Here is a 15,657-nt window from a genome sequence, read left to right as displayed (position 1 = left end):
TATACCTCTATTTCCTAATCAACAAATCATTCGATTTTTTGATCGATGTTTCTACACCCTCTTGAGGCGTGAGTTGGTCATTTAGTACGACCTTTATATATGTATCTAAAATAATACCTGCTACATCGCCAGCTTGAATAAATGGCTCGCTTATTTTGGTGTATTTTAATTGGTCAATAAAAGGTTTAACATCTGGTCGCTGATAGTAATCCCGGCCTAATAACGTTTTTAACACGGGGAGCTGGCCAAGGTGTATGTTCGCTTTGTGATTCATATCATCTTCCATTAGCATCTTGACTAACTCCCATGAATAATACTCTTGCTGTTCACTCCCTTTAAATATCATTAATGCTCGACCATCTAATGTTGAATAATGAGGTGACCCTTCCGACATCGTTGGTATCGGTGCTAGCCCAACATCCTCACCAATAATCATTGGACTGCCCGCCGCAGAGTCCAACAGGTTTTTCCACCCAAAACCATACTGAGGCCACATGCCAATCGTCCGTGAGAAGAAGGTTTTCTCCATTGTAACTGGAGCGGATTGCTGTAGCGCTTTCATTGTCTCGAGGAACTTTTCAAAGTTCGCATCTTTCTTATCAAATTCAATCGAAGTTCCATATTTATTTAATAAACCATACTTTCCTTCGTTAAAATTATAATAGATCTGACTCAACATCCCCCAATACCAATCCCCTGCCGACAACTTTTCATTCCAGAGAGCAGAACCATACACGGGGGTACCATCAGTTCTATTGGGGAGCTGGGATATTTTACTAGACACCTCAATATATTCATCCCAAGTTTTTGGTGGTGAATCAGGGTCTAATCCAGCTTCCAGAAATAAATTCTTGTTATATATCATCAACTGCGTAGTTGCATTCCAAGGTACATAAAAATTCCGTCCGAAATTTTTTATTAGAAAATTAGATGATATCCTTTCTGTAAGCTCATCAAAGTCATCAAATGACTGATAAGAAACAAGGAGGCCAAGCTTTGCTAATTTCGCAGGCTGATACCCAAACACACCGGTATATAAATTTGGTGTATCTCCTGCCGCAATTCGGGTATCAATATTCATATCATTGCTAACTACAACATTAACATCAGGATAACGTTCATTAAACTCTGGAATAGCCACATCATTAAAGAAACTAATGTAATCCCCTGCAGACGGAACCATGATGTCAATTCTTACTTTTTCACTAGACCAAGCCGTGCAGCTAGTGACTAGTGCTATTACAGAAAACCATTTATTCATGCTCATCACCTTAAAATGTTTCTCTTCTAACTAATTTAGCTTGAAGCATCCGCATATTATCCAAATCTTCAACGCCGTTTATTGCATCAAGGACTAATGTTGCGGCTTGGATACCCATATTAAACTTCTCATGGCTAACTGTCGTTAATCTTGGCACCATTAAGTTAGCCATTTGAATATCATCAAATCCAATCACTCTCATGTCCTTGGGTATCATGATGTTTTTCTTATGAGCTGCTCTTATTATACCAATCGCCATTTCATCATTCGCTGAAAATATCGCTTTAGGAATGCATTTAGAAAATAAATCCATTGCCTTTTCGTACGCGACTTCATCATTAAAGTCGGCTTTAATAACTCTGGAAGGGTCAATGTCAACATTAAAAAAACCTAATGCCGATACATATCCAGAGTAACGTTTTTCGTTATCATAAGAATTGTCTGGCCCTGAAAAGAAATACACGTCTTCATCACCATTATTGATCAATTCTTTTACTGCTAAAAATGCTCCACCAAAATTGTCAATAAGCAGCGAATATACATATTCTGCACTTATTTCTCGATCAAGTACGACGATTGGCATTTCTGCACTAGCACAGCGCTCAATGATATCTGATGATATTTCATGAGATAGAATTATTGCTCCATCAATTTTCTTATTATCAAGGTAACGTTTTACCACATCTTCGTCAGACGAAGACAAACTTAATGCCATTACGTCATAACCTTTCTTGTGTAAGTAATTTTCTATACCTTTTACAACTTGGCTGTAAACCGGTCCATACCAGGAGTTGAAAAACAGTCCAATACACTTATTGTTATTTTTCTCTACTAATTTTTTAACCCTTTCAGGCCAATAACCTAGTTCATCAGCCGCGTTAATTATTCTATTTCTTGTATCTTGCTTTACTTTGCTTCCACCATTTAATGCATAAGACACCGTAGAGATCGACACATTTGCACTTTTAGCCACATCTTTAATCGTAGTTTTCATACATAAAACCGTAATCATGGAGAGGGGATAGTTAAATATCCCCTCGTTAAATTATATGGTAATTGATATCGTGTTGTAGTCCTTAGATAAGCTATCTAATATGGACTTATCAATTAGAGCCCCACCAGAACGATATTTGTTAGCCATGGTGGTAAACTCAACAGAACGACCATTAACTGTGATTTTTTTAGGACTATACTCATCGTATAGTGGTACTATTTTTATGCTCACTGGCAATCCGTAGATAGCAAAGTTCACAACCACATTTCCTAACTGCTTACTGATCACAGGATCTAAAACTAGGTCACCATTTTCATACTTGATGCCAAGAACATTCGAAATAACTTGATTGATATATATCCCTGGGCCACTTGAATAAATTCTCCAACCGCCTTTGACACCGACTTCTCCCGTTTTTAAGCCATCAAACCCATCATAAGCGTCGTAACGGTTGTTAAAGTCAGCATCCGAACTCGAAAAATAAGCGTTTGACTGCCTTAAACGAGCACCCGGAATCTCTTGCTGAATACCGATTGGCAAAATTTTGTAAAGGTTATCGTAGAGCTCTTCCGCTTTGCCAAGTTTGCAAAGTGCTTCAATAAAACGAATATGAGCATGTACATAGTTCAGCCCAACTTCCCTTCCCAAATTGGCAGCAAGCTCAGCTCTTTTAAAGTACGTTTGCTGGCCACCTTCATATTTAGCCATTTTGTCCATGAGACGAACCCCATCCGGATAAAGTAACTTATCTTTGATCAATGAAAGGTTATACTCTGCTTGTTCGACAGAAAGTAATTCTGCGATGATCGAACGATTTGCTGGTAATAAGCGGTAAGTAATACCCGTACTATTATCTCTAGGATGCAACAAATAGTTAATTCTATTGTTTTTAATATCTTCTACATGAATAAACCCAGCTACAATATCTTCCTTTACCAAATACTGAGTAAAATCTTGCTTCATCCCTTTGAGCATACCTTGTATTTTTTCACAAATATCTTGGTAGATAGGATAATCTCTCACGCTAGTAACAAAGCGAGATAACGTCTGAATGGTCAATGGTATCGTCCAACCACTTACCATATTTTCTTTTAAGCTTTGGTTCGCTGGTTGAAGGGTGTCATCCCAGTCTCCACCACCGTAGCTCGACAAGTGAGTGCCATTAATCATGTTCGATTCGAGATTCTTGATTTGCATTTCTACATGCGAAATCAATGTACTATGCAGCTTCACATGATCGTGTGGGGCAACACAAGAACTGAACGGAACCTTCATTTCTAAGATAGAAATATCACCCGTCGTTGCAATGTAATCTGTCAAAGCTTTCAGAGGCCAAACTACTACATCACCGTGAGACTCTTCTAGCTGCACCGACTTATACTTGTCATACATAAACCATTGCGGCCATGTCCCTGACTCAATATATTGATGTGAATAAATTTTTTGTAGGATACTTTTCGCTGTATCAAAACGACCTAAGCTCATAAAAAACTCAAATGGCCCCTGAGAAGCATCACGGGTTCCCCAAGCCGCTCCCGAATACTGCTCTAACCCATGAGGCGAGTTATAGTGAACAAGTGCATTATGTGTATACCAGTGCAGTGTTTTATTGAGTTTTTGACTGTTTTCGTATTGATTCTCAAAGCAAACATTAAAATCATTAGTCAGTGCGTTCAGTGCACCTTCTGCCATTACTAACTCTTCATTAAAGGACATAAAGACAGGCGCTAAGTCCAAATCCTTGTTTGCTTCAATTAGAAGCGTCTCTTTGTTGTAGACTTTTCCCAAGTAATGCAGGTATTCAACATTATTTTGTTGAGCATCTAAGTGTTTTTCAACCGATGAAAAACCATTACTACTAGAAATTTTATATGACAAACTCGGGTTAACTTCATCAATGAGTTCATTGTGGCCGTAGATCACGGATTGTAAATTTGCATTTGTCTGAACACCGATGCGGCTTTCACCTTCATTATTCCCAAAAACCAGATGATGACTGACATCTACATTCAAAGCTTCTTCGAACCCAATAGTCTCGATCTCAAGCTGCAGTTTACATTCTCGACTTGAGGTATAAGACTGAACTACGATCCATCCACCTTTCAACTTGTAGATCCAACGAGAAGAAGTTCTTGTTACGTGAAACGCTGAACACATACCTAATGTTTGGTACTCACCGTCTATCTCTACCTTTATGCGCTGGCCAGAGTTCTTAAAAAAATTCAACGAATTTCGACTTACACTCAGCAGTTTTTGAAAAGACGTATTACCAATGCATAGTTGGGAGTTAAATACACCATACATATAATGCGTCGAACACATCACTTCTTGTTCGTGATTGTAATCCTGCCCTGAAAGAACAATATGGCCTGTTGGCCTTTCTAATAGCAATTCTTTTTGCTTTAGCGTGACATAGCCACCCTCTGCGTCAAAAAATGACAGTAACTCGCCATCTTGATGTTCTTCAAATTCTTTCTTAACTGAAAACCATTGATTAATTTCTTTGCTCGTCATTGTTTCACCAACAATAACAAGACTGTCTCGATACCCTGTTCTACGATAGTGATTAGCGTCAACCGACACTTCATTTAGCACGTCGTCAACGATGATTAAATCATCCTGAACAACACGATTTCTAGTGGGTAAATCGTCCATGAACGCCCCGTAAAAACCTGTAACAAACTTAGTTTTGGGCGCTAACTGGTGTTTTGATGTCTGAATGGCAATGTAGGCCATCTCATATTGGTAAACTTCACTCGGCAACTGATCAGTTTGTAATCCAGCAATCGTACCATCACTTTTGAATGTCGTGCCAAAGAACTGAAACGCATCAGTACAGTAACTTGTGGTGTCCGAAAAACAGCCAATCTGAATGGCTGGGTTTTTGCCATTTTGAGGGATGTTCTGACGACTACTTAAAACCCAGCCATTAGTTGAAAGTATCGCACTATGATCTAAGTATTGGCTGCAATACGCTTCATTGGTTTTAATCATGTCTTCGGACGCTAGGCCCAAATCTTGACCATAGGTAACATCAAATTCTATGACGTCATCACTAGTATTGGAGACTTCAACCGTATAGTAGTACGTCGAGTTGTTTGTATTAGCATGTAAGCTAACATCAACTTCAAGCCCAAAACATTGGGTTTTCCACATATAAGTATCAGCGACTTGACAGAATAGAGTATCAACGTGGCTCATCGCGGATATTATTTTATATGAGCCATCCCTTTGTTTTACCCTAATAAATATTCCACTGAGCGCAGCCTCACCTTCAGGTGTATCAAACAAAGAAACCTGAATATCAGCAAATGAGAGCTTTTTTATTAAATGTGATTGTGTAAGGTCAGCAATAAAATTTTTATTTTCAACTTTTGATTTTTGTTCTAATTTAACACTCATTGATTTCTCTCAATAATTTCTTTGTTAATATCAAAATATAGATTGGCTTTATCATCTGTATCATTTGAAAATATATGTGACTCATCAACATTAAATCTGATATGCACTGTCTGACCTTTTTTAAACTCAGTCATTGAGAATGGTACCTTACACACGAGAACATGGGAATAAAGCCTCAGGTGATATAACAACTCTGAACCTAATCTTTCGACGGCTTCAACTATTACTGGTATTCTATATTCATCATCACACTCTCTATTTATATCGATATGTTCAGGTCTAATACCAAAATAAATAGTTTTACCGTCATCATTTAAAGCATGGAGTACATTTTGCGCTCGATCATCTAACAATACTTCACAGTCATTTTTTAAAAATAAGAAATTACCATTAATAAACTTCAATTTCCCTTCAATGACATTCATTGCCGGTGATCCAATAAACTCAGCAACAAACTTATTTTTGGGGTTATGGTATAAATTCATAGGCCGATCTAACTGCATGATTCGACCTTTATTCAAGATACATACACGATCACCCATTGTCATTGCTTCTACTTGATCATGAGTGACATAAATCATGGTAGCGGGCTTTCCACTGTCTCTCAGTTCTTGATGCAAACGTGTTATTCGCATCCTCATCGCTACTCTTAATTTCGCATCTAAATTTGATAATGGCTCATCGAACAAGAATACCTCAGGCTTCCGAACCATTGCTCTTCCAACAGCAACGCGCTGGCACTGCCCACCAGACATTTGCCCTGGTTTTCTATCTAAAAGTTCCGAAATTTCTAATAGTTCCGCAGCCTCTCTCACTCGTGCGTCTATCTCTGCTCTAGGTTTTTTTGCGGTTTCTAAACCAAATGCCATATTTTGATAAACTGTCATATGGGGATAGAGTGCATAGTTTTGAAATACCATGGCAATGCCTCTATCTTTTGGTGATAACTGATTAACCACTTTGTCACCAATAGAAAGCGTTCCATCTGTAATATCTTCAAGACCAGCAACCATCCTTAACATAGTCGATTTAGCGCACCCTGAAGGCCCTACGAGCACCATGAATTCGCCATCTTCAATGTCTACAGAGACATCATGAATCGCATGGAATCCATTATCGTACACCTTATTTATTCTATCTAGTTTCACACTCGCCATTTAGAAATCCCACTAATTCGAATAATTAATTTTGATGTGGTGAATTTTAAAACAAGAGTAAACTTACTCAATGCTCTTATCCTATAGTATGGAATTTCGTCGAATAAAAAGTGTCATATTTCGATTATTTCGATTATTAAAACTAAATAAATAGATCGGCGTCACAAAAAAACCAGCACTCAAGAAGATAACTTTAGTAAACGTAATTATTAAATCCCATAAATACAGAGAGTGTTACATTTTGAAAGCAGATGTAACTATTTGCAATCACACCAAGCAAGCCTTCACAACTCTCATTATAAATAACAAACAACTTTATTGATATAAATCACATTCAGAGATTAATATCATCATAATAATCGAAATTAATAATTTTTTTCACCTTTCACTCCATAACAAAATAAACACCTATTTGATGAAAAAGCCATTTTCAATTCTATTGATATCAATTACTAATAAATAGCTTCATTAAGTACAGGTAGAACATGAAAAAGAAAAAATTGTTAATTCTAATGATATCCAGCCTCTTATCTCACAACACATTTTCTGAAGAAGGCAGTCCTGAAAGTTCAGTGCCTATAACCCCCAGTGACTTGACGTCCATAAGCACCGACCTGTCGGATCTGTCTTCCACCGCACCCTTGCCTAACAACTATTACCCATTGCTCGATGAGGACGTCGTCAAAGGTTCTGCCTATGCGAGTGCTCGGCTAGGAGGCGATGTCCTAATAAACAATGATGCGGGTAATGTGCAATGGTGGAATTTATTTAAAATTGGCGCTGATTTCGAGTTTTTATTAAGCGACTATTTTTCATTTCTTATTGGAGCGGAAGCACGCTACGGATTTGGTGGGTTAGACAAAATTAACGGGAAAGCCTTTGGTGATACGAATACTGATGTCGACAGATTTCAATTTGGATTAAGAACTGATTTAGGCGTCACTACCTATGGTCGACAATGTGGTACTGTCGATGTTTATATCGGCTTTGGTGATATCGCCAAGGAACATGGTTTAGAGGCTGAAATGGATGAGCTTGCTTGTAAAGACAATCTATTGAACCACATGTACAGCTATGATTTCTTCGATATTGGAGGTTCATATGATGAAGAAACCAATTCATGGGGTCTCGGTGGTTCAATTACACTTGGAAATATAATTATTGGCGGCGCATATGCCGATATGAGAAACACAGACTCTTATCAAGAAGACAGTGATTATGATTATCTTCTAAATACCAAAAAAGCCGCCACAGTCGGCGTTGTGAGCCAGTTTTCTAGACTCACCACCGCGGCAAAATATGCAGTCGCTACTCATACAGCGGACAATAACTTAGGTCAAACTTGCAAAACTGACGGCTATGCATTGGGGCTCGCTTACGATATCACTCAAAATCTTGGTATATCGACGACATATAATGGAGTTAACTCGGCATACAGCGACTGTATTCAGCAAGAAAGAGATGACTGGTATACATTGGGCGTTTCTTATTTTCTAAATAAAAACATTGAGCTGGTCAGTGAATACAAAGGACTAGCGAATGACGGCGACATGCTATTTTTTAGAGCAAACGTTAACTTCTAGTTATCTCTAGAATATTGGTTACTTCTACCGTGTGTTAGTGTCATTGCATTAATACAATGACACTAACTCATTTTATCATTGTATTAATGCGCAAAATAACTCACTCGAGTTAACCGCAGCACCTTTTAAACTTCTTGTCACTACCACACGGGCAAAGGGCATTCCGTCCAATACTTTCAGTCTTCCCTACACTATGGGCTCGTTGTTTTTCTTTGGCCATATAATGCATCACTTCCGCAGCAGGACGTTGATGACGAAGAAGATCTGCCATCATACTCATGGGCTTTTGTGTGTGTTTGAAGAACGCATAATATCCCTCACACAAGTAATTATGATTAGGAAGCCCATTAGGTGAGCGCTCAAAGCGATGTTTCGGGCACCCTCCGTGGCAAGCAAAACGGTAGGTGCATTGCTTGCAATCACGGTTGAGTTTATCGTGCTTGTCTTGTCCGAAAGCAATAGCTTCTTCACTTTGGTTCATAATTCTAATTGGCGTGTCATGAATATTACCAAGCTGATATTCTGGATAAACATAGTGGTCACATTGATACAAATCCCCATTTGCCTCTAATGCGAAAGCATGCCCGCATGTTTCTGAGGAGATACAAACCCCTGAAGGCTGACCTAGCCAAGATGCCAACGTTGAATCGAACGTTTGGACAAACGTCTTCCCTACGTCATGCTGAATCCAATAATCAAAAATCTTATTAAGAAAACTGCCATATTGCTGCGCACTAACTGACCACTCCGTCATTGTAGCCATTGGCTCTCCAGGGCTTGCTAGCGCATCTCTGATTGACGTTGATTGGCAAACCTTGCGTTCTACCAATGGAATAAACTGCAAGTAATTTGAGCCAATTTGTTTGAGAAACTGATAAACCCTAAGTGGATGCTTAGCGTTATGGGCATTAATTACTGCTAACGTGTTAAATTCAACTTTATGCTTCTTTAAACACTCTATACTTTCCATTACCTTACGATGAGTCCCTTTCTCGGATCGAGTCACTCGGTACTGGTCGTGTAAGTCTTCTGGACCATCGATTGAGACACCGACTAAAAACTGGTGCTCTTTGAAAAACTGACACCACTCATCATTGAGTAAAATGCCATTGGTTTGAAAAGCGTGATGTATTTCTTTACCTTGCCGATACCGTTCGGCTAATTCGACTACTTTGCGATAGAAATCAATCCCAAGCAGAGTGGGTTCACCACCTTGCCATGCAAACTGAACCTGCTGCCCTGGTTGTGTTTCAATATACTGCTGAATAAATAGCTCTAGTGTGTCATCACTCATTCTCCAGTTTTCATTTCTTTCTGGGTAGAGCTTGTCCTTTTCTAAGTAGAAACAATACTTGCAATCAATATTACAAATAGAACCCGAAGGTTTTGCCATAACGTGGCAAGCAAGATTTTTTTCCATATTTTTATCCTGTGACTCGGGGCTTAACGGTAACGGAGCGGCATACAACAGCATTTGCCGATAGTAATCTACGATACTCATGTTAAATGTTCTGGAGCAATGACTCTCGTTATCTAACGCCCCAAGATTTTTAGATACTTACAATATCGATTAACAGTACTGGAATCTGTCCCACGGAACTCACCAATCGCGCGATATGTCCAAGGGTAACTTGGGTATAGAGTAAACAAATGAAACAAAGCGTCTAAAATTCTCTTTTTTGAACTAAATGCAGTGTATTGCATCAAACTCTTTTCAGCCTCACCACGTTCCGTACACATGCTTTTCATTAAATAACGTGCAGGATTGGGTGAAAAGCAAACACGAGCTTTAAAGATGTTTACATTAATCTTGAGTACATGGCTATCTAACATAGTCTTCACCGTAGCGAGGTATTTTTGTTGAGTAAATAAACCGCGATAGCCAAAGAATGATCCTGGCCCATAAATTCGCAACAAACTTTCCTTGCCCGCTTCAGAGACCTAATAGAGTCCAAACAATCCAACCTGAACGTAGTAAAACCCGTATTCAGCCCATCCATTATGGTAAACGACTTGTCACTTTTCCAATACTACTGGTTCTAAGAAATGATGTAAGTTTGTATGAATTTCGTTCAGCATCGTTATTGTGTCATCCATTGGGCAGGCAGATAAACCATACATGAAAGAAGCTCATCAAAATATGATCATCGCTATAAACTAAATCCAAATGAATCATTTAAAGTAAATTGACCAACCATTAGTGAAAAACAATACACGGAATTGGTCAATGGTCACGTGGGTGATAATCAGCACACTTTAGGTTTTATTTATGTCGTTAATTGATTTATTAATAGAAGTATCTATCGCAGATGCCATCGCATTAAAAGTGTTATTGGGGGCCATATTTGGTCTGTTTCTTGGGCTAACAGGCGTTGGTGGGGGGGTACTATTGATACCTCTATTACAGGTATTTTGTGAAATGCACACTGTGCTCGCTGTTGGCACTGCAAGTATTATCTCCGCCCTTGTTAAAATCAATGCCTCCTACTCTCACATCCGTGCCCAAAACGTATCATGGCAAGCAGTAACGTATCTGTTTTTGGGAGCCGTACCGCTCACTTTCATCGCTACCCAAGTTGTTATCTATTTTAGTAACCACCCCATGCATGAACAAACAACACAAAACATCGTCAGCGGGTTAGTGATTTGTGTAATGGTTGGCGCATTAACCTCCATTATTATAAAACTGAGGCAATGTAATATTCGTAGTGAAACACATTCACCTGCAAGCAAAACAACCACGCTGATATCAGGAATGGTATGTGGATCTGTTTTAGGCTCAACAGGAGTTGGTGGTGGAATACTGTTACTACCAGTACTAAACACTATTCTGAAAGTCGACATTAAGCGGGCCATAGGCTCCTCCGTTGTGTTGGCACTTTTCTTATCGTCGATTGCCGCTCTCAGTTATGCACGAGGTGGGCAGGCAGATTTTGTCACTGCCATTTTATTTGTTGCAGGGTCATTTTTCGGTGTTCCTGTCGCAACTCGACTCCTAGGACGCCTTTCAGAAAACGTGATCTACTTCATTACAATGTCCGTCATTTGTTGTAGCTTAGCACTCACTATATTTGTTTAACTTGTTTGCCATGCTTATCAATAATAGATGAGTAAGGAGGCATATCCTTTGGGGTTGTAACGTAACGACAGGCTCAATATCACAAGTTTTATTAAAGAAAACTTCAACATCGATCAGTAACTGTATTATGTTTGTATTAGCAGTACAAAATGCATGTAATAGCTAAAAAGGGATATAATACAATACTATGCAGCTTATTATTTTTGATTGTGACGGTACCTTAGTCGACAGCGAACGTCTTTGTAATCTGGCCTTAGAGCGCCAACTCGCTGAGGTAGGTTTAAACTACAGTGCAGACTATCTCATCGAACACTACCGTGGGGTCAAATTCACAGAGATCCTCACCAGTATTCAATCCGAAAGCCAGTTGACGTTTCCAGACTCATTTGAGACCCAATATCGCCTTAAGGTCAGTGATCTCTTTGACCAGCAATTAACCGCTAATGATGGGGTTGCTGAGGTGTTGGAGTCTCTCACCCTACCGTTTTGCATCGCATCATCCGCACCACGCGCAAAGATCGAGCATGCACTCAATGTCACAGGGCTAATGAAATACTTTGACAACACCATATTCAGTGCACATGAAGTCGGCTCTTGGAAACCAGATCCTGATTTATTTTTGCATGCAGCACAAACGATGGGCGTTGAGCCCGAAGCGTGTTGTGTTGTTGAAGATAGCCTAGTTGGCTTACAAGCCACACATCGAGCCGGAATGACAAGCGTTTACTACGCCCCGCACCTCGAAGACATAGAGGTATTTGGCTCAGTGCATATCCAGCATATGTCACAGTTACTCAAGGTGATTGAGTAATCATTCTCGTCAACAATCCTGGCCGACGGTCATTGAGATAAGAAAGCCGAAGTAAGGGCGCTGTCTCAGTGGTAGACGTGAGCAGAGAGTACAAAGATGACAACGGTTCAAGGTGGTTGAGAACAAACAATAAAGATACGCACCCTTATTGTTTGTTCTATCTTTTCGTTAACGCTTAATGAAAGCTTTTGTCTGATGTGACGCGGGCTAAACCTTTGACCAACATAAACAGTGTGTAGATCGCGACGCCGATTAAAATGAAATAACCCACGACAAAAACCAGCGTCATTGCGCCAACAATGCTGAGTACGATTGAAATGATAAATGTCTTAGTGATGTTTTCATAATGGTCGTAGAAGCGGGTATTCTGTGCATCTGCTTTTTTCACAAAACCCCATATTCCGCCCGCAAGGAAGCTGATACCTGTAAAGAAACCAAGTAACATCAGTGCATAGGCAATGATGGCGTGGTTTTTCGCGCTTTGTTCCGCAGCATTTAAGCCCATGGGTGGTGGAGAAACTGGTGTATCCGTCATCAATAAATCCTTATATTGTAATGATTGAGTTCTGTTCCTATCTAATCATAATTTGCTAAATGTTTGAACACGTTAACATGAGATAAGGCACGCATCCTTGCATCGTGATTAATAGCAAAAGTATCAATATTGTCCCTGTTCACCTCGATTATTCTTCGACAACATAAGAACAATACCAATGACTTTGTTTAATGCGCTACAATCATCCTTTGTAATTGCATTATTAATCATGTTCCATTGGAGTCATTATGTCCGAAAAACATGAGTGGCGTAAAAAAGAAAAGTCGCTTTACCTTCCTAAAAACACACCCGAAATCGTCACTGTTCCTGAGTTCAAATTTTTGACTATTAAGGGGCAAGGTAACCCAAATAGTGATGAGTTTTCGGCTTGCGTTGCTGCCTTATACTCTGTTGCATACGCTATTAAGATGCAACTCAAAAGCAAAGAACCGAAGCCCGAAGGGTATGTAGATTTCACTGTTTACCCGCTTGAAGGGATATGGGATATTAACGATCAAGCGAAGCAAGATTTCGATGGTACGATCAACAAAGACGACTTGGTGTATCAGCTTATGATTCGCCAACCAAGTTTCGTTGATACGCCATATTTTCAGCAAATGCTCACTATCGCTAAGCAGAAAAAACCCAATCCTGCGCTCGATCGTGTCGAATTCGAAACGTGCTCAGAAGGTCTTTGCGTTCAAATGCTGCATTTGGGGCCATTTGAAAATGAACCGGTCAGTTTTGATGAAATGGAAAAATTCGCCAAGGCTCAAGGGCTCACTCGAATCTCCAAAGTACACCGAGAAATTTACTTGTCTGATGCACGGAAAGTATCACCTGAAAAATACAAAACCGTCCTGCGATTTCAAGCCCATTAATTAATGAGTACATCAACACCAAAGCCGCAACGAGATAATATGGGCTTTATACAAGCCCATCAATCGTCAGCTTTAATCCAGAAATAAACAAAAATACATAGCACAAACGATACACCCACAGCTGACTGACTCTATGCAGCAACCAGACCCCTAGCTTAACGCCAACAGGGGCGAGAGGCATTAAAACCAGCGCCGTCATTAAGTTAGTGGTGTCGAACTCCCCCAGCGCGGCATAGGGCACTAGTTTGACTAGATTGACCAAACCAAACAGCACTGCCATCGTGGCAACCAACACCACCTTATCCAGTTTCAACGGCAACATATAGATACTGGCGGGTCCTCCTCCGGCATGAATTGCCGTGCTAGAGAACCCACTCAACGTGCTCCAAAACCACGCACTTAATGTTCCAGCTGGTTTTTGGTCTTTCTCTCCCACCAACAGATACTGACCACAAAACAATAAAGAAAGTACACCGATGAGTAACTTGAGTCCATTTTCCGGCGTAATACTCAAAAACAGCCCCGCCAGCACAACACCCAAAACCGCGCCCGGCAGCATACGTTTAATAACCGAATAATCGGCGTTACGGTAATGATGTTTTACCGCAAACACATCCATTACACACAATATCGGCAACAAAATAGCAGCCGCTTGCGTCGGGGCGATGGTCATCGCCATCAAAGGCACCGCAATAATACCCAGAGCGCCACCCAGCCCTCCCTTACCAATTCCATAGATAACAACCGCCGGGATCGCCGTTAAGTAAAACCACGGATCGGTTACGAACAACATAGGTCGCACCTTTGGACGCTATGTTCACGTAAATTATGTTGTCGTAATACATCTCTTCGTAAGCCATTACCTTGTAAAGCATAGCCTTGCAAGTCATGCCCATTTATGGCGCATCCTGTCAGTCCGTCTACCTGCAGAGCTAACCCAGCACCCTTCCCACCAAGTACTACAATCATTAGCCAAATCCTTTTTGACTCAAAAACTGACGGCTTTGCTTAATATCGGCTAATGTACCGTCAGCATGTTGCGGGTCGCGTTCTTGCTCGATGGTAATCCAGTCAGAGTAGCCAACCTGAGCCAGCGCCGAATACACAGCAGCGTAATCGATCACCCCTTCACCAATCGGGCACATCACCCCCTGTGCGCACGCTTGCCAAAAACCCACTTTTTTCTCAATAACGTCAGAGAACACCGCCTGATTAATGTCTTTAAAATGCACGTATTCTAAGCGAGATGCGTAGTCAACGAGGCTTTGAGCGGGGTCCATACCGGCATAATGTAAGTGTCCGGTATCTAAACAAAGCCCCACCTCTCGGTGAGTCAGGTCACTCAACATTTTGTCAATTTCATCTTGATACTCAATGTAGCCACCAGCGTGTGGATGAACGACAGGTCGAACCCCATAATGAGCGGCAATCACGGCGATCTCACGAATCGTCTGCATCATAATACTCCAATGCTCGTCATCAAGCCGTGGAGCCTCATCACTCAGCCCTGCACAGGCACTGCGAACCTCATTCACGCAATCAATCACCACCACTTTCTTGCTTCCGACACGCTTTAGCATTGCGCATAAATCATGCGTCCGGCTCAATATGGTCTCTTTATGATCCAGTGAGGAAAGCGGCTCAAAGATCGTACCCGCGCAAATGACCAACTCGTGTCTCTGCATTGCCGTACTCACGATATCGCCTTCAAGCGGCATATAACCGAATGGCCCTAACTCTAGCCCTTGATACCCAGCGGCCTGGCTTTCCGTAACGACGGTTTGCCAATTCGGATTATGAGCATGATTGGGTGACTCGACGCCCCAACAACAGGGTGCACACGCGATGAGATTCTTCATGACATTCCTCCTTTTTGATTCACTTAACAAGCCGTCCTAACGCTCAAATAATATACGCCAATAACCTCATTTCCTGTCTTGCATTTATGCAAACC

At 40.6% G+C, this 15,657-nt stretch carries 13 protein-coding genes and 1 pseudogene; 4 read left to right on the top strand and 10 right to left on the bottom strand.

Annotation, left to right across the window (positions count from 1 at the left end):
- Positions 1 to 7: 7 nt before the first annotated feature.
- From ACE1OE_RS19690 to ACE1OE_RS19675, 4 genes are read right to left on the bottom strand one after another with little or no spacing between them, the layout of a single operon-like run.
- Entirely contained in the window at positions 8 to 1,261 is a 1,254-nt protein-coding gene (locus ACE1OE_RS19690; protein WP_449212050.1) for an extracellular solute-binding protein, read from the bottom strand.
- 10 nt (positions 1,262 to 1,271) lie between these two features.
- Entirely contained in the window at positions 1,272 to 2,255 is a 984-nt protein-coding gene (locus ACE1OE_RS19685; RefSeq protein ID WP_449212049.1) for a LacI family DNA-binding transcriptional regulator, read from the bottom strand.
- A gap of 51 nt (positions 2,256 to 2,306) precedes the next feature.
- Complete coding sequence (locus ACE1OE_RS19680; RefSeq protein ID WP_449212048.1) at positions 2,307 to 5,657, bottom strand: cellobiose phosphorylase; 3,351 nt, start codon at positions 5,655 to 5,657, stop codon at positions 2,307 to 2,309.
- The gene (locus tag ACE1OE_RS19675; protein ID WP_449212047.1) at positions 5,654 to 6,814 is read right to left on the bottom strand and encodes an ABC transporter ATP-binding protein; all 1,161 of its coding nucleotides are present in this window, start codon (positions 6,812 to 6,814) and stop codon (positions 5,654 to 5,656) included. The genes ACE1OE_RS19680 and ACE1OE_RS19675 overlap by 4 nt, the downstream gene beginning before the upstream one ends.
- A 485-nt stretch (positions 6,815 to 7,299) precedes the next feature.
- On the opposite strand from ACE1OE_RS19675, the gene ACE1OE_RS19670 reads away from it, so the two are divergent.
- The gene (locus ACE1OE_RS19670) at positions 7,300 to 8,397 is read left to right on the top strand and encodes a porin (RefSeq protein ID WP_449212046.1); all 1,098 of its coding nucleotides are present in this window, start codon (positions 7,300 to 7,302) and stop codon (positions 8,395 to 8,397) included.
- Positions 8,398 to 8,506: 109 nt separating this feature from the next.
- Here ACE1OE_RS19670 and ACE1OE_RS19665 read toward each other — a convergent pair whose 3' ends face one another.
- Together ACE1OE_RS19665 and ACE1OE_RS19660 are read right to left on the bottom strand one after the other, a co-directional pair.
- The gene (locus tag ACE1OE_RS19665; protein ID WP_449212045.1) at positions 8,507 to 9,817 is read right to left on the bottom strand and encodes an anaerobic sulfatase maturase; all 1,311 of its coding nucleotides are present in this window, start codon (positions 9,815 to 9,817) and stop codon (positions 8,507 to 8,509) included.
- 113 nt (positions 9,818 to 9,930) lie between these two features.
- A pseudogene (locus tag ACE1OE_RS19660) lies at positions 9,931 to 10,323 on the bottom strand (Crp/Fnr family transcriptional regulator); the annotation flags it as partial.
- Between the two features lie 343 nt (positions 10,324 to 10,666).
- Between ACE1OE_RS19660 and ACE1OE_RS19655 the strand changes: the two are divergent.
- Entirely contained in the window at positions 10,667 to 11,476 is an 810-nt protein-coding gene (locus tag ACE1OE_RS19655) for a sulfite exporter TauE/SafE family protein (RefSeq protein ID WP_449212044.1), read from the top strand.
- Positions 11,477 to 11,663: 187 nt separating this feature from the next.
- Positions 11,664 to 12,287: an HAD family hydrolase gene (locus ACE1OE_RS19650; RefSeq protein WP_449212043.1), complete on the top strand. Its 624-nt coding sequence runs from the start codon at positions 11,664 to 11,666 to the stop codon at positions 12,285 to 12,287.
- Between the two features lie 175 nt (positions 12,288 to 12,462).
- Here the strand turns inward: ACE1OE_RS19650 and ACE1OE_RS19645 are convergent, their stop codons facing one another.
- Positions 12,463 to 12,822, bottom strand: a complete 360-nt coding sequence (locus ACE1OE_RS19645; RefSeq protein WP_372061174.1) for a DUF4870 family protein — start codon at positions 12,820 to 12,822, stop codon at positions 12,463 to 12,465.
- Between the two features lie 248 nt (positions 12,823 to 13,070).
- Here ACE1OE_RS19645 and ACE1OE_RS19640 point away from each other — a divergent pair, with 248 nt between their 5' ends.
- A complete protein-coding gene (locus ACE1OE_RS19640) occupies positions 13,071 to 13,703 on the top strand; it encodes a GyrI-like domain-containing protein (protein WP_449212042.1) in 633 nt (210 codons plus the stop codon).
- A 46-nt stretch (positions 13,704 to 13,749) separates the two neighbouring features.
- Here ACE1OE_RS19640 and ACE1OE_RS19635 read toward each other — a convergent pair whose 3' ends face one another.
- The 3 genes from ACE1OE_RS19635 to ACE1OE_RS19625 are packed head-to-tail and all read right to left on the bottom strand — an operon-like array spanning position 13,750 to position 15,562.
- Complete coding sequence (locus ACE1OE_RS19635; RefSeq protein WP_449212041.1) at positions 13,750 to 14,496, bottom strand: sulfite exporter TauE/SafE family protein; 747 nt, start codon at positions 14,494 to 14,496, stop codon at positions 13,750 to 13,752.
- A complete protein-coding gene (locus tag ACE1OE_RS19630) occupies positions 14,484 to 14,672 on the bottom strand; it encodes a hypothetical protein (protein WP_449212040.1) in 189 nt (62 codons plus the stop codon). The genes ACE1OE_RS19635 and ACE1OE_RS19630 overlap by 13 nt, the downstream gene beginning before the upstream one ends.
- Complete coding sequence (locus ACE1OE_RS19625) at positions 14,672 to 15,562, bottom strand: TIM barrel protein (RefSeq protein WP_449212039.1); 891 nt, start codon at positions 15,560 to 15,562, stop codon at positions 14,672 to 14,674. The genes ACE1OE_RS19630 and ACE1OE_RS19625 overlap by 1 nt, the downstream gene beginning before the upstream one ends.
- Positions 15,563 to 15,657 lie beyond the last annotated feature (95 nt).

The organism is Vibrio sp. E150_011 (assembly GCF_053544015.1).
The sequence above is the reverse complement of the archived record's forward strand: the minus strand, read 5'-3'. Positions and strand labels throughout refer to the sequence as shown.